The sequence below is a fragment of the Burkholderia savannae genome, from assembly GCF_001524445.2.
GTDB lineage: Bacteria > Pseudomonadota > Gammaproteobacteria > Burkholderiales > Burkholderiaceae > Burkholderia > Burkholderia savannae.
Genome location: NZ_CP013417.1, coordinates 3452527 through 3471141 on the forward strand (window position 1 = coordinate 3452527; position 18615 = coordinate 3471141).

General features: G+C 68.5%; 17 protein-coding genes and 1 tRNA gene. 11 read left to right on the forward strand and 7 right to left on the reverse strand.

Annotated features, from left to right (window positions below):
• The first annotated feature begins 16 nt into the window (after positions 1-16).
• From WS78_RS16930 to hisC, 5 genes are all read left to right on the forward strand, one after another.
• Positions 17-93: transfer RNA gene (locus WS78_RS16930), tRNA-Gln, on the forward strand.
• A gap of 46 nt (positions 94-139) precedes the next feature.
• A complete protein-coding gene (locus WS78_RS16935) occupies positions 140-1096 on the forward strand; it encodes a ribose-phosphate pyrophosphokinase (RefSeq protein WP_038744457.1) in 957 nt (318 codons plus the stop codon).
• A gap of 163 nt (positions 1097-1259) precedes the next feature.
• The gene (locus WS78_RS16940) at positions 1260-1874 is read left to right on the forward strand and encodes a 50S ribosomal protein L25/general stress protein Ctc (RefSeq protein WP_038744482.1); all 615 of its coding nucleotides are present in this window, start codon (positions 1260-1262) and stop codon (positions 1872-1874) included.
• A 123-nt stretch (positions 1875-1997) separates the two neighbouring features.
• On the forward strand, positions 1998-2603 hold the full coding sequence (gene pth, locus WS78_RS16945; RefSeq protein WP_038744458.1) for an aminoacyl-tRNA hydrolase: 606 nt from the start codon (positions 1998-2000) through the stop codon (positions 2601-2603).
• Between the two features lie 78 nt (positions 2604-2681).
• Entirely contained in the window at positions 2682-3749 is a 1068-nt protein-coding gene (hisC, locus tag WS78_RS16950; RefSeq protein ID WP_059575889.1) for a histidinol-phosphate transaminase, read from the forward strand.
• A 153-nt stretch (positions 3750-3902) separates the two neighbouring features.
• Here the strand turns inward: hisC and WS78_RS16955 are convergent, their stop codons facing one another.
• The 3 genes from WS78_RS16955 to rsmD form a co-directional block, all read right to left on the reverse strand.
• A complete protein-coding gene (locus WS78_RS16955) occupies positions 3903-4166 on the reverse strand; it encodes a YfhL family 4Fe-4S dicluster ferredoxin (RefSeq protein ID WP_038744459.1) in 264 nt (87 codons plus the stop codon).
• 63 nt (positions 4167-4229) lie between these two features.
• Positions 4230-4730, reverse strand: a complete 501-nt coding sequence (coaD, locus tag WS78_RS16960; RefSeq protein ID WP_038744460.1) for a pantetheine-phosphate adenylyltransferase — start codon at positions 4728-4730, stop codon at positions 4230-4232.
• Between the two features lie 111 nt (positions 4731-4841).
• Positions 4842-5468, reverse strand: a complete 627-nt coding sequence (gene rsmD / locus WS78_RS16970) for a 16S rRNA (guanine(966)-N(2))-methyltransferase RsmD (protein ID WP_059575811.1) — start codon at positions 5466-5468, stop codon at positions 4842-4844.
• 255 nt (positions 5469-5723) lie between these two features.
• On the opposite strand from rsmD, the gene ftsY reads away from it, so the two are divergent.
• The gene (ftsY, locus tag WS78_RS16975; RefSeq protein WP_059575809.1) at positions 5724-7016 is read left to right on the forward strand and encodes a signal recognition particle-docking protein FtsY; all 1293 of its coding nucleotides are present in this window, start codon (positions 5724-5726) and stop codon (positions 7014-7016) included.
• A gap of 111 nt (positions 7017-7127) precedes the next feature.
• Here ftsY and maiA read toward each other — a convergent pair whose 3' ends face one another.
• Positions 7128-7772, reverse strand: a complete 645-nt coding sequence (gene maiA / locus WS78_RS16980) for a maleylacetoacetate isomerase (protein ID WP_059575807.1) — start codon at positions 7770-7772, stop codon at positions 7128-7130.
• A gap of 393 nt (positions 7773-8165) precedes the next feature.
• On the opposite strand from maiA, the gene nirB reads away from it, so the two are divergent.
• The 4 genes from nirB to ybiB are packed head-to-tail and all read left to right on the forward strand — an operon-like array spanning position 8166 to position 14890.
• Positions 8166-10610, forward strand: a complete 2445-nt coding sequence (gene nirB / locus WS78_RS16990) for a nitrite reductase large subunit NirB (protein WP_038744466.1) — start codon at positions 8166-8168, stop codon at positions 10608-10610.
• A 55-nt stretch (positions 10611-10665) separates the two neighbouring features.
• Positions 10666-11061 (forward strand): nitrite reductase (NAD(P)H) small subunit, encoded by a 396-nt coding sequence (locus tag WS78_RS16995; protein WP_059575803.1) that lies wholly within the window; start codon positions 10666-10668, stop codon positions 11059-11061.
• Positions 11058-13913, forward strand: coding sequence for a nitrate reductase (locus tag WS78_RS17000; protein ID WP_059575801.1), 2856 nt, complete (start codon positions 11058-11060; stop codon positions 13911-13913). The genes WS78_RS16995 and WS78_RS17000 overlap by 4 nt, the downstream gene beginning before the upstream one ends.
• The gene (gene ybiB, locus WS78_RS17005) at positions 13910-14890 is read left to right on the forward strand and encodes a DNA-binding protein YbiB (protein ID WP_059575798.1); all 981 of its coding nucleotides are present in this window, start codon (positions 13910-13912) and stop codon (positions 14888-14890) included. Before WS78_RS17000 ends, ybiB begins: the two co-directional genes overlap by 4 nt.
• A 266-nt stretch (positions 14891-15156) precedes the next feature.
• On the opposite strand, the gene WS78_RS38225 is transcribed toward ybiB, so the two are convergent.
• Positions 15157-15420, reverse strand: coding sequence for a hypothetical protein (locus tag WS78_RS38225; protein ID WP_081989336.1), 264 nt, complete (start codon positions 15418-15420; stop codon positions 15157-15159).
• Here WS78_RS38225 and leuA point away from each other — a divergent pair.
• The gene (gene leuA, locus WS78_RS17015) at positions 15314-16954 is read left to right on the forward strand and encodes a 2-isopropylmalate synthase (protein WP_038744470.1); all 1641 of its coding nucleotides are present in this window, start codon (positions 15314-15316) and stop codon (positions 16952-16954) included. The genes WS78_RS38225 and leuA overlap by 107 nt on opposite strands.
• A 359-nt stretch (positions 16955-17313) precedes the next feature.
• Here leuA and WS78_RS17025 read toward each other — a convergent pair whose 3' ends face one another.
• Together WS78_RS17025 and WS78_RS17030 are read right to left on the reverse strand one after the other, a co-directional pair.
• On the reverse strand, positions 17314-17700 hold the full coding sequence (locus tag WS78_RS17025; RefSeq protein ID WP_059575795.1) for a nuclear transport factor 2 family protein: 387 nt from the start codon (positions 17698-17700) through the stop codon (positions 17314-17316).
• A gap of 41 nt (positions 17701-17741) precedes the next feature.
• Positions 17742-18311 carry an acyloxyacyl hydrolase gene (locus WS78_RS17030; protein WP_059575794.1) on the reverse strand — a complete coding sequence of 190 codons (570 nt, stop codon included), beginning with the start codon at positions 18309-18311 and terminating at the stop codon, positions 17742-17744.
• Positions 18312-18615 lie beyond the last annotated feature (304 nt).

Genomic DNA, 18615 nt, shown 5'->3' on the forward strand with positions numbered 1-18615 from the left:
GCTCAAAGTTAAGTGTAGGGGAGTCGCCAAGTTGGTCAAGGCACCGGATTTTGATTCCGGCATGCGAGGGTTCGAGTCCTTCCTCCCCTGCCAAAATTTCTTTCCCGCATTTCCCGCCTAAGCCCGAAGCAGGTGCACGATGAGCAGCCATGACGGCCTGATGGTTTTTACTGGCAACGCCAATCCCGCGCTTGCTCAGGAAGTCGTCAAAATTCTTGGTATTCCCCTCGGCAAAGCGATGGTCAGCCGTTTCTCCGACGGCGAGATCCAGGTCGAAATCCAGGAAAACGTGCGCGGCAAGGACGTCTTCGTCCTGCAATCCACGTGCGCGCCGACGAACGACAACCTGATGGAACTGATGATCATGGTCGATGCGTTGAAGCGCGCATCCGCAGGCCGGATCACCGCCGCCATCCCCTACTTCGGCTATGCGCGCCAGGATCGCCGTCCGCGTTCGGCGCGCGTCGCGATCTCCGCGAAGGTCGTCGCGAACATGCTGGAAATCGCCGGCGTCGAGCGGATCATCACGATGGATCTGCACGCCGACCAGATTCAAGGCTTCTTCGACATCCCCGTCGACAACATCTACGCGACGCCGATCCTGCTGGGCGACCTGCGCAAGCAGAACTACTCGGATCTGCTCGTCGTGTCGCCGGACGTCGGCGGCGTCGTGCGCGCCCGCGCGCTCGCGAAGCAGTTGAACTGCGATCTCGCGATCATCGACAAGCGCCGTCCGAAGGCGAACGTCGCCGAAGTGATGAACATCATCGGTGAAGTCGAAGGCCGCACCTGCGTGATCATGGACGACATGGTCGACACGGCGGGCACGCTCTGCAAGGCCGCGCAAGTGCTGAAGGAGCGAGGCGCGAAGCAGGTGTTCGCGTACGCGACGCACCCGGTGCTCTCGGGCGGCGCGGGCGACCGGATCGCCGCCTCGGCGCTCGACGAGCTCGTCGTCACCGACACGATTCCGCTGTCCGCCGAATCGCTCTCGTGCCCGAAGATCCGCTCGCTGTCGAGCGCGGGCCTTCTCGCCGAAACGTTCTCGCGGATTCGCCGCGGCGATTCGGTGATGTCGCTGTTCGCGGAATCGTAAAGCGATCCGCCGCAAAGTGGTTTAGCGCAAAAGCGAAGCGACGAGCTTCGCTTTTTGCACAATCGGCCGGGACCGACGAACCCCCGGCCATTCGATCGGGGGCCTCATGCAGTCGCGGGGCCCCGTTTTACTGCCTGGTCGCGGGCAGCAAATGGAGAAACACATGAAAGTCGTCGCTTTCGAGCGCCAACAGCAAGGTACGGGTGCGAGCCGCCGCCTGCGCAACGCCGGTAAGACCACGGGTATCGTGTACGGTGGTGAAACCGCCCCGCAAATGATCGAGCTCGATCACAACGCGCTGTGGCACGCGCTGAAGAAGGAAGCCTTCCACTCGTCGATCCTCGACCTCGAAGTGGCCGGCAAGTCGCAACGCGTCCTGCTGCGTGACGTGCAATACCACCCGTTCCGTCAGCTCGTGCTGCACGTGGACTTCCAGCGCATCGATCCGAAGAAGAAGCTGCACACGAAGGTGCCGCTGCACTTCCTGAACGCGGAAACGAGCCCGGCCGTGAAGCTGTCGAGCGCGGTCGTGTCGCACGTCGTGACGGAAATCGAAATCGAGTGCCTGCCGGCCGACCTGCCGGAATTCCTCGAAGTCGATCTGTCGAAGATCGAAGCAGGCCAGTCGCTGCACGCGAAGGACATCGCGCTGCCGAACGGCGTCGCGCTGACCGCGCACGGCGACGCGGAAAACCCGGTGGTCGCTTCGGCGACGATCCCGGCTGGCGCCGTGTCGGAAGAAGCGGCTGCGGGCGAAGGCGAAACGCCGGCCGCCTAAGCGCCCTTCGAACCCGCCTTTCGAACCGTTTCGCACGACGGTCGACGACCCGCCGCGGCTTGCCCGGCGGGTTTTTCATTTTTGCAGCCCGCCAGGGCGAGCCCTGACGGGCAAGCGTTCATCATGATCAAACTGATCGTCGGCCTCGGCAATCCCGGGGCGGAATACACCGCGACGCGCCACAACGCAGGCTTCTGGCTCGTCGACCAGCTCGCGCGCGAAGCCGGCGCGACGCTGCGCGACGAGCGGCGCTTTCATGGCTTCTACGCGAAAGCGCGCCTCCACGGCGAGGAAGTGCATCTGCTCGAGCCGCAGACGTACATGAACCGCTCCGGCCAATCGGTCGTCGCGCTCGCGCATTTCTTCAAGATCCTGCCGAACGAAATCCTCGTCGCGCACGACGAGCTCGACCTGCCGCCCGGCGCGGTCAAGTTGAAGCTCGGCGGCGGCAGCGGTGGCCACAACGGCCTCAAGGACATCTCCGCGCATCTGTCTTCGCAGCAGTACTGGCGGCTGCGGATCGGCATCGGCCATCCGCGCGACCTGATTCCCGAAAGCGCGCGCGCGGGCGCGAAACCCGATGTCGCGAACTTCGTGCTGAAGCCGCCGCGCAAGGATGAGCAGGACGTGATCGACGCCGCGATCGAACGCGCGCTCGCCGTGATGCCCACCGTCGTCAAGGGCGAGACCGAGCGCGCGATGATGCAGCTGCATCGCAACGGCGCCTGAGTCGGGCGTTCTTCCCGCCTTCTCGCGCCGCGCGCGCATCGGTTAAGCTGGTTGTTTTACCGCATCAGGAGCCACGTGGTGAGCCGTTACTGGAGCGACATCGTCCATCAACTCGAGCCGTACGTGCCGGGCGAGCAGCCGGCGCTCGCGCATCCCGTCAAGCTGAACACGAACGAGAACCCGTATCCGCCGTCGCCGCGCGCGGTCGACGCGATCCGGCGCGAGCTCGGCGACACGGGCGAGGCGCTGCGCCGCTATCCGGACCCCGTCGCGCGCAAGCTGCGCGAGGCGGTCGCCGCGCATCACGGCGTCGCGCCCGAGCAGGTGTTCGCCGGCAACGGCTCGGACGAAGTGCTTGCGCACGTGTTCCAGGCGCTCCTGCGGCACGACAAGCCGCTGCGCTTCCCGGACATCACGTACAGCTTCTACCCGACCTATGCGCGGCTCTATCGCGTCGCGTGCGAGACGGTGCCGCTCGCCGACGATTTCTCGATCGTCGTCGACGACTATCTCGACGACGCCGGCTGCGTGCTGTTCCCGAACCCGAACGCGCCGACGGGCCGCGCGCTGCCGCTTTCCGACATCGAGCGGATCGTCGCCGCGAATCCGAGCTCGGTCGTCGTGATCGACGAGGCGTATGTCGACTTCGGCGCGGAATCGGCCGTGTCGCTGATCTCCCGCTACCCGAACCTGCTCGTCGTGCATACCGCGTCGAAGGCGCGCTCGCTCGCCGGCATGCGCGTCGGTTTCGCGTTCGGCGACGTCGCGCTGATCGATGCGCTCACGCGCGTGAAGGACAGCTTCAACTCCTACCCGCTCGATCGTCTCGCGCAGGCCGCGACGCAGGCTTCTTACGAGGACGACGCGTGGTTCCAGGCCACGCGAAAGCGGGTGATCGCGAGCCGCGAGCGGCTCGTCGGCGCGCTGGCCGCGCTCGGCTTCGACGTCGTGCCGTCGGCGGCGAACTTCGTGTTCGCGCGCCACCCGCGCCATGATGCGGCGACGCTTGCCACGCAACTGAAGCAGCGGGAGATTTTCGTGCGGCACTTCAAGCTGCCGCGAATCGATCAGCACCTGCGCATCACGGTCGGCACCGACGCCGAGTGCGACACGCTCGTCGCGGCGCTGCGCGAGTTGCTCGCGTAGCGGCTCGCCGGCACGGACTCGCGACGAACCGCACAAACACGTACGAACACGTACGAACACGAGCGAAACCGATGGCGGCGACGGTACGGCGGCGGACAGCCCGCCGCCGCCTTTCCGCGCCGGCGCGCTTCGCCCGTCAATCGCCGCGGCGCATCACGCGCCGTTCTTCTCCGCCGCGATCAGCGCGCGATATTTCGCCATCAATTGGTCCTTCGTCTCGGGACGACTCGGGTCCCGCGGAATGCACTCGACCGGGCACACCTGCTGGCACTGCGGCTCGTCGAAATGGCCGACGCACTCGGTGCACTTGTTCGGATCGATCACGTAGATCTCCGGGCCCATCGAAATCGCGCCGTTCGGGCACTCGGGCTCGCACACGTCGCAATTGATGCACTCGTCGGTAATCATCAAAGCCATACTGGTCTCACTTCCGCCGGCGCGCGGCCGGCCGCTTCGGGCCGCCTGCCGCGCGCGCGGCGCTCACGCGGACGGCTCCTGGGCCATCGCGGCCACCTTCTCCGTCAGCCATTTCTCGACCGACGGAAACACGAACTTGCTGACGTCGCCGCCCAACTGCGCGATCTCGCGCACGATCGTGCCCGAGATGAACTGGTATTGGTCCGACGGCGTCATGAACATCGTCTCGACGTCCGGCAGCAGGTAGCGGTTCATCCCCGCCATCTGAAACTCGTACTCGAAATCCGACACCGCACGCAGGCCCCGCACGATCACGCGCGCGTCGTTCGCGCGCACGAAGTCCTTCAAGAGCCCGGTGAAGCCCATCACTTTCACGTTCGGGTAATGGCCCAGCACCTCGTTGGCGATCTTCAGACGCTCCTCGAGCGAGAAGAACGGCTTTTTCGCGCGGCTGTCGGCGACGCCGACGACCAGCGTATCAAAAATGCTCGACGCGCGCCGAACGAGATCCTCGTGGCCTCGCGTGAGCGGATCGAACGTACCCGGGTACACGGCGACTACCATGTCGCTCCTCCTGTCATCGAGCCAATTGGGGTCACGGCCATGCGCGTCGCGCGCGGCCGCCGACATGGGCGCACGTCGCGACTGCGCGCGGCGCCTCGTTTGGAACGCGCATTATTCATCATTTTCGCGTTGCAGCAAATGATAGTGGACGGCGCCTGCCTTGCCGTGCCGCGTCACCTGCCAGCCGGCGAGCGACGCGTGCGCGGACGCATCGAGCTGCGCGCCCGTCTCGACATACAGATAGCCGCCCGGCGCGACGAGATCCGGCGCGAGCGCGAGCGCGCGCGCGAACGCGGCCGCGTCGCCGAACGGCGGATCGACGAACACGATGTCGAACGAGCGCGGCGCGAGGCCCGCGGCGATGCGCAGCGCGTCGGCTTCTGCGATCTCGATCGCGCGCGCGGCAAGCTTGTCCTTCAGCGCGCGAAGCTGCTGCGCGGCGCGCGGATGGCGCTCGACCATCACGACGCTCGCCGCGCCGCGCGACGCGGCCTCGAAGCCGAGCGCGCCGCTGCCCGCGAACAGATCGAGGCAGCGCCGGCCTTCGAGATCCTGGCCGAGCCAGTTGAAGAGCGTCTCGCGCACGCGGTCGGGCGTCGGACGCAGGCCGTCCAGGTCGAGCACCGGAAGCGGCGTGCGCTTCCAGTCGCCGCCGATGATGCGGATCGTGTGCGGCTTGCCGCGGCCGGCCGCTGGGGCTCGCTGCGCCGGCGGCCGCGCCGAAGAGGAACGGGACATACCGAAGAATTCGTGACGGAAACGTTGGAAACGGAATCAACCGATCGGAAGCGGCGCGATGCGCCGCGATGACGCGCACGTTACCACAAGCGGCGCGCAGGCCATGCCGCTGCCGCGCGGCGAAGCCCCGGCGCCTGATAAAATGTCCCGTTTCCGGCGCGCGAGCACGCCGCACGCGCGCCGCCGGGCTCGCTCACCAAGCCCTGCCGACCGGCGCACCCGGCGCCGCGCGCCGCCTCTTCCGCAAGCGAAACCATGTTCAGCTTCTTCAAACGATTCAAGAAAGCGCCCGACGCCGCACCGGCCGAGCCGCAGCAAGCGCCCGAAGCGCCGCAGGACGACACCGGCGGCCCGGCCGCGTCCGAGGCCGCGCGGGTTGATGCGCCCGCCGCCCCCGCCGCTGCGCTCCCGCGCGACGAGGCGCCGTCGCGCGCCGTCACACAGACGCCCGCGCCCGCAACGCCGCCTGCCGCCCCTTCCGTCAGTGCGCCGGAATCGCCGGTCCGACAGCCGCCCGCCGCCACGCCGGCCCGCGCGGCCGCCGAGCCCGCGCCGTCCGTCGTGATGACGGTCACGCCGTCGGCGAACGGCCGCGACGGCGTCGTCGAGACGGTCGAGATCGTGCCGCCGCCCGCGCCCGAGCCGACCGCGAAGAAATCGTGGCTCGCGCGGCTGAAGTCCGGCCTCTCGAAGACGAGCTCGAGCATCACGAACGTGTTCGTCAACACGAAGATCGACGAGGCGCTCTACGAGGAGCTCGAAACGGCGCTGCTGATGTCGGATGCCGGCGTCGACGCGACCGAGCATCTGCTCGGCGCGCTGCGCGAAAAGGTGCGCACGGGCCGCCTCACCGATCCGCAGCAGGTGAAGGACGCGCTGCGCGACCTGCTCGTCGATCTGCTGGAGCCGCTCGAGAAGTCGCTCGTGCTCGGGCGCGCGCAGCCGCTCGTGATGATGATCGCGGGCGTGAACGGCGCGGGCAAGACGACGAGCATCGGCAAGCTCGCGAAGCATCTGCAGAGCTTCGACCAGTCGGTGATGCTCGCGGCGGGCGACACGTTCCGCGCGGCCGCGCGCGAACAGCTCGCGATCTGGGGCGAGCGCAACAACGTGACGGTGGTCCAGCAGGAGAGCGGCGACCCGGCCGCGGTGATCTTCGACGCGGTCAGCGCCGCGCGCGCGCGCAACATCGACGTGATGATGGCCGACACCGCGGGCCGCCTGCCGACGCAGCTGCATCTGATGGAGGAGCTCCGGAAGGTGAAGCGCGTGATCGGCAAGGCGCACGACGGCGCGCCGCACGAGGTGCTGCTCGTGATCGACGCGAACACGGGCCAGAACGCACTCACGCAGGTGAAGGCGTTCGACGACGCGCTCGGCCTCACGGGCCTCATCGTCACGAAGCTCGACGGCACCGCGAAGGGCGGCATCCTCGCCGCGATCGCGCGGCAGCGGCCGATTCCGGTGTATTTCATCGGCATCGGCGAGAAGGTCGAGGATCTGCAGCCGTTCAGCGCGGCGGAATTCTCGGACGCGCTGCTCGGCTAATCCGCGCCGCGCGGCGCCAGCCGGTCGCCATTCCGGCGATCCGGCCCGCCACGCAACGAAACGGGCGCCCCGAGGCGCCCGTTTTTCATGGGCGCGCGGCCGACGCCGCGCTCACTCGGCGTCCGGCTGCGCGGCGGGCGCGGCCGCCCTGAAAGCGTCGAGCGTCATCGCGTGATCGTGGATGCGCCGAATCGTCGGGAACCGCTCGAGGCCGATCGAGAAGCGCTGCGCATTGAACACCTGCGGCACGATGCAGAGATCGGCGAGCGTCGGCGTATCGCCGAAGCACAGCTTGCCCGTGCGCGGGTCGCTCGAAAGACGCGTCTCGAGCGTCTTGAAGCCGTCCTCGATCCAGTGGCGATACCACGCGTCCTTCGCGTAGTCGTCGACCTTCAGCGTGTGCTTCAGGTACTTCAGCACGCGCAGATTGTTGAGCGGGTGAATCTCGCAGGCGACCTGCAGCGCGATCGCGCGCACGTACGCGCGGTCGACGGGCGCCTTCGGCAGCAGCGGCACGTCCGGATACGCTTCGTCGAGATATTCGACGATCGCGAGCGACTGCTGCAGCGGCGAATCGCCGTCGATGAGCGTCGGCACGAGCGCGTCGGGGTTGAGCGCGCGATATTCGTCCGTCAATTGCTGGCCGCCGTCGCGCAGCAGATGCACCGGCACGTAGTCGAACGGCAGCTTCTTCAGATACAGCGCGATACGCACGCGAAACGCCGCCGAACTGCGGAAATAGCTATAGAGCTTCATCAGTGTCCCTCATAGTCTCGATCGTCGATCTTCTCGCCGGCGTTCGCGCGCGACGGGCGGCGGGCAACGCGCCGCCGCGTTGCGGGCGCCCGCCGGCGTCGTCGAGCCGAACGCCGCGGCAACGGCCGAAAGTGTAACGCGGCTCGCGCCGCGCCGGTTTCGCGCCGCCGATCCGGCGGCACTTTGCTGGTGCGTCGCCGCCGCGATGCACGCTTCGCGTGCGAAACGGCTCGCCAGCCGTGCGCCGGCGCACCACGCGCACGCGCGCGATCGCCGCCCGATCCCCCGCCTTCCTTTTAAATAGCGGCCAAATAAAAAGTGGCATGGCGATTGCTATTTTCCGTGAATCGATCACGGGCCCCCACGACAAGCGGCCCAGTCAGGAGATCCCCGATGCGGAAGATGAAGCTGGTGATGGTCGGCAACGGCATGGCCGGAGTGCGCACGCTCGAAGAATTGCTCAAGCTGGCGCCCGATCTGTATGACATAACGGTGTTCGGCGCCGAGCCGCATCCGAACTACAACCGGATTCTGCTGTCGCCCGTGCTCGCGGGCGAGCAGACGCTCGAGCAGATCGTCCTCAACGATTACGCGTGGTACGAATCGCACGGCATCACGCTCCACGTCGGCAAGAAGATCGTGAAGATCGATCGCGTGAAGCGCGCCGTGATCGCCGAGGACGGCACCGAGGCCGCGTACGACCGGCTGCTGCTCGCGACCGGCTCGAATCCGTTCATGCTGCCGATCCCGGGCGCGGATCTCGACGGCGTGCTCGGCTATCGCGACATCGCCGACACGCAGGCGATGATCGACGCCGCCGCACGGCACACGCACGCGGTGGTGATCGGCGGCGGCCTGCTCGGCCTCGAAGCGGCGAACGGCCTGAAGCTGCGCGGGATGGACGTGACGGTCGTTCACCTCGCGCCGACGCTGCTCGAGCGCCAGCTCGACGCGACCGCGGGCAGCCTGTTGCGCGCGTCGCTCGAGGCGCGCGGCCTGACGTTTCTGATGCCGAAGGAAACGCAGGCGCTCGTCGGCGACGAAAGCGGCCGCGTGCGCGCGGTGCGCTTCAAGGACGGCGGCGAATGCAAGGCCGACCTCGTCGTGATGGCGGTCGGCATCCGCCCGAACACGGCGCTCGCCGAAAGCGCGGGGCTCTATTGCAACCGCGGAATCGTCGTCAGCGACACGATGCAGACCTACGACCCGCGCATCTACGCGGTCGGCGAATGCGTGAGCCATCGCGGCATCGCGTACGGCCTCGTCGCGCCCCTCTTCGAGCAGGCGAAGGTCGCGGCGAACCATCTCGCGCAGTTCGGCATCGGGCGCTACGCCGGCTCGGTCACGTCGACGAAGCTCAAGGTCACGGGCATCGATCTCTTCTCCGCGGGCGACTTCCTCGGCGGCGGCGACACGGAAGACATCACGTTGTCGGACCCGATCGCGGGCGTCTACAAGAAGCTCGTGGTCAAGGACGACAAGATCGTCGGCGCGTGCCTGTACGGCGACACGGCGGACGGCGCGTGGTACTTCAGGCTGCTGCGCGAAGGCCGCAACATCGCCGACATCCGCGACACGCTGATGTTCGGCGAAACGAGCCTGGGCGACACCGGCCACAGCGGCGCGACGCGCGCGATGTCGATGGCCGACGACGCCGAGGTGTGCGGCTGCAACGGCGTGTGCAAGGGCACGATCGTCTCGGCGATCAAGGAAAAGGGCCTCTTCACGCTCGACGACGTGCGCAAGCACACGAAGGCGTCCGCATCGTGCGGCTCGTGCACGGGCCTGGTCGAGCAGATCCTGATGTCGACGCTGGGCGGCGACTACTCGGCGTCGCCGAAGGCGAAGCCCATATGCGGCTGCACCGATCATACGCATGCCGAAGTACGCACGGCGATTCGCGAGCACAAGCTGCTGTCGGTGCCCGACGCGATGCGCTTTCTCGAATGGCGCACGCCGAACGGCTGCGCGAGCTGCCGCCCGGCGCTCAACTATTACTGCATCAGCACCTGGCCGCACGACGCGAAGGACGATCCGCAGTCGCGCTTCATCAACGAACGCGCGCACGCGAACATCCAGAAGGACGGCACGTATTCGGTCGTGCCGCGGATGTGGGGCGGCGTGACGACCGCTAGCGAGCTGCGCCGGATCGCGGACGTCGTCGACAAGTACGCGATCCCGACCGTCAAGGTGACGGGCGGGCAGCGCATCGACCTGCTCGGCGTGAAGAAGGAGGATCTGCCCGGCGTGTGGCGCGATCTCGGCATGCCGAGCGGCCACGCGTACGCGAAGGCGCTGCGCACGGTGAAGACCTGCGTCGGCTCCGAATGGTGCCGCTTCGGCACGCAGGATTCGACGCTGATGGGCCAGCAGCTCGAACGCGCGCTGTGGCGGATGTACGCGCCGCACAAGGTGAAGCTCGCGGTGTCCGGCTGCCCGCGCAACTGCGCGGAATCGGGGATCAAGGACGTCGGCGTGATCGGCGTCGATTCGGGCTGGGAGATCTATGTCGGCGGCAACGGTGGCATCAAGACCGAGGTCGCGCAGTTCTTCTGCAAGGTGAAGACGCACGAGGAAGTGCTCGAATACGCGGGTGCGTTCCTGCAGCTCTATCGCGAGGAAGGCTGGTATCTCGAGCGCACCGTGCACTATCTCGAGCGCGTCGGCATCGATCACGTGAAGGCGCGCGTGCTCGACGACGCCGACAACCGCCGCGCGCTCTGGGAGCGCCTGCAGTTCGCGTTGAAGGACGAGCCCGATCCGTGGCACGACACGAACGACGCGCGGGTCGATCTGCGCCAGTTCATCCCGATCGCGGTCGCGCCCGCCGATGCGTGAGACGCCGCGCATCGCGCCGCATCCGAGCCCAGTCAATCAGCAAGGAATTCGAATCATGTCCGCCACGCAACCCGAATGGATCGCCGTCTGCCGGCTCGACGACATCCCGCCGCTCGGCGCACGCGTTCTCACGCGTGACGCCGGCGCGCCGATCGCCCTCTTTCGCACCGCGAGCGACGCGGTGTTCGCGCTGCTCGACCGCTGCCCGCACAAGGGCGGCCCGCTGTCGCAAGGCATCGTCCACGGCGAGCAGGTCACGTGTCCGCTGCACGGCCTGAACCTCGCGTTCGCGAGCGGCTGCGCGCTGCCGCCCGACGACGGCTGCACGACCGTCTTCAGCGTGAAGCGCGACGGCGACGCGGTGCTGCTCGATCGCGCCGAGCTCGCGACGCTCGGCATCGACAGCGCGCCGCAGCCAGTCGCGCTCGTGTCGCCGGGCGCCGCCGCATGACGATCGAGACGCTCGCGCAGCCCGCCGCGCAAGACACGCCCGACGCCGTGCGCGAAACGCGCTCGACGTGCTGCTATTGCGGCGTCGGCTGCGGCGTCGTGATCGAGACCCGGCGCGACGCCGACGGCCGCGACCGGATCGTCGGCGTGCGCGGCGACCCCGAGCATCCGGCGAACTTCGGGCGCCTGTGCTCGAAGGGCAGCACGCTGCATCTGACGGCGACGCCCGAGCGCTACGCGCAGACGCGCGCGACGCATCCCGAGCTGCGCCTGTCGCGCGACGCGGCGCGCACGCGCGTGTCGTGGGACGACGCGCTCGATCACGTCGCGCTGCGCTTCGCGCGCATCGTCGAGCAGCACGGGCCGGACGCGGTCGGCTTCTACATCTCCGGCCAGCTGCTGACCGAGGACTACTACGTCTTCAACAAGCTCGCGAAGGGGCTCGTCGGCACGAACAACATCGATTCGAACTCGCGCCTTTGCATGAGCTCGGCCGTCGTCGGCTACAAGAAGACGCTCGGCGCAGACGCGCCGCCGTGCAGCTACGAGGACCTCGATCATGCGGGCACCGTGCTGATCGCGGGCGCGAATCCCGCGTACGCGCATCCGATCCTGTACCGGCGGCTCGAAGCGGCGCGCGCGCGCAATCCGCAGATGAAGGTGATCGTCGCCGATCCGCGCCGCACCGATTCGGCGAGCGACGCGACGCTGCATCTCGCGCTGCAGCCCGGCACCGACACGATGCTGTTCAACGCGATGCTGCACGTGCTGATCTGGGACGGCGCGCTCGATTCCGCGTTCATCGGCGCGCACACGCAAGGCTTCGACGCATTGCGCGACTCGGTGCGCGACGCGACGCCCGCCGCGGCCGCGCAGGTTTGCGGGCTGCGCGCGGACGACATCGTGCAGGCCGCGCGCTGGTTCGGCGCGGGGCCGTCGCTGTCGCTGTACTGCCAGGGGCTCAACCAGTCGGCGACCGGCACGACGAAGAACGTCGCGCTCATCAACCTGCATCTCGCGACGGGCCAGATCGGCAAGCCTGGCGCGGGGCCGTTCTCGCTGACGGGCCAGCCGAACGCGATGGGCGGCCGCGAGGTGGGCGGCATGGCGACGCTCGCGTCCGCGCACCGCGATCTCGCGAACCCGGCCGACCGCGCGGAAATCGCGCGCCTCTGGGGCGTGCCCGATCTGCCGGCGAAGCCGGGCCTCACCGCGGTCGAGATGTTCGAGCGGCTCGCCGAGGGCACGCTGAAGGCGATCTGGATCGTCTGCACGAACCCCGCGCACTCGATCCCGAGCCAGACGGTCGCGCGCGCGGGGCTCGAACGCGCGGAGTTCGTCGTGCTGCAGGACGCGTACGCGCACACGGGCACCGCGCCTTACGCCGACGTGCTGCTGCCCGCGGCCACGTGGGGCGAGAAGGAAGGCACGGTGACGAACTCCGAGCGGCGCATTTCACGCGTGCGCGCGGCGACGCAGCCGTACGGCGACGCGCGCGCCGACTGGCAAATCGCCGCCGACGTGGGCCGCCGGCTCGAAGCGCGGCTCGCGCCCGGCCGCCCGACCCTCTTTGCGCATGCGCACGCCGAAGCCGTGTGGAACGAACACCGCGCGACGACGGTCGGCCGCGATTGCGACATCGGCGGGCTGTCGTGGCCGCTGCTCGCGCGCGACGGCCCGCAGCAATGGCCGTTTCCGGCGGGCGCCGAGCGCGGGCTCGCGCGCCTGTACGCGGACGGCCGCTTTCCGACCGCAGACGGCCGCGCGCGCTTCGTGCCCGCGCCGTATCAGCCGGTCGCCGAGGCGCTCGACGCGCGCTACCGCTTCGCGCTGACGACGGGCCGCCTGCGCGACCAATGGCACGGCGGCAGCCGCACCGGCTCGGTCGCGAAACTGTTCGCACACGCGCCGCAGCCTTGCGTCGAGCTCAATCCCGGCGATTGCGCCCGGCTCGCGCTCGGCCCGCACGACTTCGTCCACCTGACGTCGCGGCGCGGCAGCGCGCTCCTGCCCGCGCGCGCCGACGACGCGATCGGCCCCGGTCAGGCGTTCGCGCCGATGCACTGGGGCGACGAATACGTGTCGGGCGTCGCGGGCAATCGTGCGGCGATGGGCATCAACGCGCTCACGACGCCCGCGCGCGATCCGTACTCGCAGCAGCCCGAGCTCAAGCACGCGGCGATCAAGCTGCTGAAGGCCGACCTGCCGTGGCGCTGGCTGATCGCCGCGCGCGTGCCGGCCGACGCGATGCTCGCGCGCCAGCGGGCTGCGCGCGCGTTCTTCGCGCGCTTCCCGTATGCGAGCTGCGTGCCGTTCGGCACCGACGGCTACACGGGGCTCGCGTGGCGCGTCGCCGCGTACGAGCCCGCGCCCGCCGAGCTGCAACGCGAAATCGAGGCGCTCTTCGAATTGCCCGCGCAAGCGGCCGACGTGATGAGCTACGGCGACGCGCGGCGCGGCACCGGCCGGCGCGTGCGAATCGTCGACGGCGCGCTCGTCGCGTTCTCGGTCGCCGGCGCGGCGGGCGCGACCGAGGACGGCGCGGCCGCGCTGCGCGAGTACGTCGAGAGCGGCGCGGGCGTCGGCGCGCTCGGCCGCCTGCTGCTGTTCGCGGGCCGCGTGCCGCTGCAAACGGCGCCCGCGCGCGGCCGCACGATCTGCAACTGCGTGGGCGTGAGCGAGCGCGAGATCGGCGCCGTGCTGACGGCCGATGCGCCGTCCGCGGCGCCCGGCGAGCGGCTCGCGAACTTGCAAGAACGGCTCAAATGCGGTACTCAGTGTGGTTCCTGCATACCCGAGCTGCGCCGCCTGATCGCCGAAACCGCGACGGCCGCGGCCCCTTCCCCTCGATGACCGAAACTGACGCCAACGCCGCCCTGCCCGACCACTTCCCGTGCGCCCGCTTCATCAAGGAGATCGGGCGCGGACCGAACGGCGCACGCGCGCTGCCGTACGACGACGCGTTGGCGCTCTACCGCGCGATGCTCGACGGGCACGTATCCGACGTCGAGCTCGGCGCGATCCTGATCGCGTACCGGCTCAAGGGCGAGACGGCCGCCGAGCTCGCGGCGATGCTCGCCGCCGCGCAGGCGTCGTTCGAGCCGCTGCACGTGCAGGACGCCGCGTTCCACACGGTATCGATCCCGAGCTACAACGGCGCGCGCAGGCAGCCGAATCTCGTGCCGCTGCTCGCGCTGCTGCTCGCGCGCGAGGGCGTGCCGGTGCTCGTGCACGGCGTGACGGAAGACCCGGGCCGCGTGACGAGCGCGGAGATCTTCACCGAGCTGGCGATTGCGCCCGGCGGGTCGCACGACGAAATCGAGGACACGCTCGCCGAGCGCCGCGCCGCGTTCGCGCCGATCGACGTGCTCGCGCCGCAGCTCGCGCGGCTCCTCGCGCTGCGGCGCGTGCTCGGCGTGCGCAACTCGACGCACACGGTCGTCAAGCTGCTGCAGCCGTTCGAGCCCGCCGGGCTGCGGCTCGTGAACTACACGCATCCGCCGTATCGCGACAGCCTCGTCGAGCTGTTCCGCGAACACCCGGCGGCCGGCGCGGGCGGCGCTTTGCTCGCGCGCGGCACCGAGGGCGAGGCGGTCGCCGACACGCGCCGCCAGGTGCAGGTCGACTGGCTGCACGACGGCCGGTGCGAGACGGTCGTCGAACCGGTGCGCTCGTCGCCCGACGCGCCGCCCGTCGAGCTGCCCGCGTCGCGCGACGCGGCGACGACGGCCGCGTGGACCGACGCCGTGATGCGCGGCGAGATCCCGATTCCGGACGCGGTCGCGACGCAGGTCGAGACGATCGTGCGGCTCGCGCGGATCGTCGAATGAGCCGAATGAGCCTCGGAGCGCCGGCGGGCGGCGCGCCGCCCCCGGACATGCCGCCCGCCGCCTTCGAATACCCCGACGATTGACAGCCGCCGTCGACTTCGCATAGAGTTGTCGCCATGCGTTCCTTCCAGAACACCCTCCGAATTACCTCCGGCCGCCTAGCGCGGCCGCTATCGCTACGACTAGCGTAAAGCTGTCGTGGCGCCGCGTCGTCCCGGCGCGGTCCCTCCCCTAGCAGTTCCCCGCAGTTTCTTTCTCGCAGTTTTTTACAACCCGTAGTCGTCAGCTTTCGTTCGTCGATCCGACGGGCGAATCGCGAAGATTCCGCGTCGTCGTGCCATCGGGCATGCACGTGCGCAGGCGGCGCCCACCGGCGCGTCATGCCGTCCGTCTTCGCTCGCGACTTGACCGCCCGAGGCAACGATGAAGCGCAACCCCGCCGACAAATACCGACCGTTCGAACCCGTCCGCATCAACGGACGCCGATGGCCGAGCCGCACGATCGAGCGCGCGCCGATCTGGATGAGCACCGATCTGCGCGACGGCAACCAGTCGCTGATCGAGCCGATGACGATCGAGCAGAAGCTCGAGTTCTTCGAGATGCTCGTCGCGATCGGCTTCAAGGAGATCGAAGTCGGTTTTCCGTCGGCGTCGCAAACCGACTTCGATTTCGTGCGCAAGCTGATCGACGAGCGGCGCATTCCCGACGACGTGACGATCGAAGTGCTCGTGCAGTCGCGCGAGGATCTGATCGCGCGCACGTTCGATGCGCTCGAAGGCGCGCCGCGCGCGATCGTGCACCTGTACAACGCGATCTGCCCGTCGTTCCGCCGCATCGTGTTCGGAATGTCGAAGGACGACGTGAAGGCGCTGGCGGTCGAGGGCACGCGCATCATCAAGGCGCACGCGCAGGCGCGCCCCGGCACGCACTGGACGTTCCAGTACTCGCCCGAGACGTTCAGCATGACCGAGCTGTCGTTCGCGCGCGAGGTCTGCGACGCGGTCGCGCAGACTTGGCGGCCCACGCGCGATCACAAGATGATCGTGAACCTGCCCGCAACCGTCGAGGCCGCGACGCCGAACGTGTTCGCCGACCAGATCGAATGGATGGACCGCAATCTCGGCTACCGCGACAGCATCGTGCTGTCGGTGCATCCGCACAACGATCGCGGCACCGCGGTCGCGGCGGCCGAGCTCGCGCTGCTCGCGGGCGCGGACCGCATCGAGGGGTGCCTGTTCGGCAACGGCGAGCGCACGGGCAACGTCGATCTCGTCACGCTCGCGCTGAACCTCTACACGCAGGGGATCGATCCGGGGCTCGATTTCTCGGACATCGACGCGGTGCGCCGCGTCGTCGAGCGCTGCAACCAGATTCCCGTGCATCCGCGCCACCCGTACGCGGGCGACCTCGTCTTCACCGCGTTCTCCGGCTCGCATCAGGACGCGATCCGCAAGGGCCTCGCGCAGCAAAAGCCCGACGCGATCTGGGAAGTGCCGTATCTGCCGATCGATCCCGCCGATCTCGGCCGCAGCTACGACGCGGTGATCCGCGTCAACAGCCAGTCCGGCAAGGGCGGCGCGACGTACCTGCTCGAGCGCGGCATGGGCTTCGCGCCGCCGCGCCGCGTGCAGATCGAATTCAGCCATGCGGTGCAGGCGCTCGCCGACGCTTCGGGCGAAGAAGTGACGGGCGACGCGATCTGCGAGCTCTTCACGCGCGAATACCTGCGGACGATGGGCCCCGCCGCGCGCGCGGGCGCGTCGGCGAGCTGGCATGACCGCGAAATCGCGCTCGCTCGCGCGGACGACGCGCCAGGCGCGGCGCGGCAGGCCGCGGCCGCGTTCGCCGCGGCGGCGGGCGTCGCGATCGGCGTCGCGTCGTGCGAAGTCGAGCGCACCGCGAGCGGCGACACCGTGGTGTTCGTCGGCGCGAAGGTCGGCGACGCCGCGCTGCGCCACGGCGCCGGCGTGCATCGCGATCCGGTCGCGGCCGCGACGGATGCGGTCGCGAGCGCGATCAACCGCTCGGCGTGGAGCTGCGACGAGCGGCGCGCGGCCGCCTGACGCCGCGCGCAACGGCGGGCGAACGACAGGCGGACGACAGGCGGACGAACCTCGCGCGGCGCACGCCGCCGCGCGACAACCGGTGCGACGCGCGATCCGCGGCGCGCCGGCGCACGCCGGGCGGCTCACGAAACCGCACGGCGACGAAGGGCCCCGACGAGGGGCCGGAAGAACGGCCGAGAACGACGGCTGAGAAAAACGGCTGAGAAAAACGGTCGAGAAAGGACCAGGAAAGAGGCGCAAAAGCAGGCGGCGATTGCAGGCGGCAGTTGCGTGCGGGCTGGCGGACGAACGCGTGCTTCGCGCCCATGGCCCGTTCACGCCGATAGCGGGGCGAAGAAACGGCAATAAACGGGGCCTTAGCCCTCGGTCGCGCAGCGCGTCGCCTGCCATGCGAGCAGCCGCCAGCGGCCGCTTTCCTGCGTCTGAATCGCGGTGTAGGCGATCGGGAACACGAGGCCGCCGTTGTTCGTCTCCATCTCGATCAGCGCGCGCCCCGCGACGACGCACGTGGCATCGCCGACGGGCAGCACTTCCTGCGACTGGATCTCGATCTGCCGATAGCGACGGCGCCCTGCCGTGATCGCGTCGATGAACTGCTGCTTGGTCTCGCGTTTGCCGTTGGTGTGCACGTAATAGACGTTGTCGGACAGCAATGCGTCGAGCGCCTCGCCGTCGCCGTCGACCATCGCACGAAACCGGTCGCGCTCGAGCGCGCGAATCGCATCGATCACCTTTGCCGCCATCGCCATGCTCCTCGACTGCATGCGCGCGTCCGGCGCGCCGATCAGAAGTTGTATTGCACGTAGAGCTGGCTGAAATTTATACCAGGATTCGGGTCTTTGATACCCGCGTTCGACACGTGCTGTAAACGGACACCCGCTTGATACTGCTGACGATTGCCGAATTGCGCGCCGATGCCGACCATGTCGGCGAACTGGAACGACGTCGACATCGAATAGTTCTGGGAGATCGTCGGATGCGACAGGAAGCGCACGCCGGCGCCCACCTCGACGAACGGCCGCACGTAGCCCGCGCTCTTGATGAATCGTATGATCGGCGTCGCGCCGACTTCCCAGACGCTGTCGTTGATCGCGTGATCGCCGGTATAGCGCCAGTAAGACACGTGCCCCTCGGCGACGAACGCGAAGTGCCAGCCGCCGATTTCCCACCAGGTCCAGTTCGGGTCCCAGACCACGCCGATGTCGCCCTTCTTCATGTCGTGATCGGCGACGCCGCCGCCGAGCTGCAATCCCCAGCGATCCGCGAAGGCGGCCCCGGAACCGCCGGCGAGCGCCGTTGCCACTGCGATCTGCACGATGATCCGCCCCGCCCGACCGCCGTTCTTATCGTTCATCTCTTTCTCCAACTTCTCTGGTTGAATAGAGCCTCGCCGCAATTCACACGCTGGGGCTCGAGAGAACAGCATCTTATGGTAAAGGACTTTTTCGATCGGCACCGTCTGACGAAATGGTTTTCTGCCGAATTGACAAGAATCAGGAACCTTTACCTGAAATGCCCGTAAAACAAACACTTACGGACAGCGGGCGCGGGCAGTGCCGCAGAAAGAGCTATCGCCCCCTCAAAAGCGATAGCAATTCGGGAACTCCGACGACCCTGTTCCTTCTAAGGATTAGCACTCCGCTAGATGGAGTGCTAAG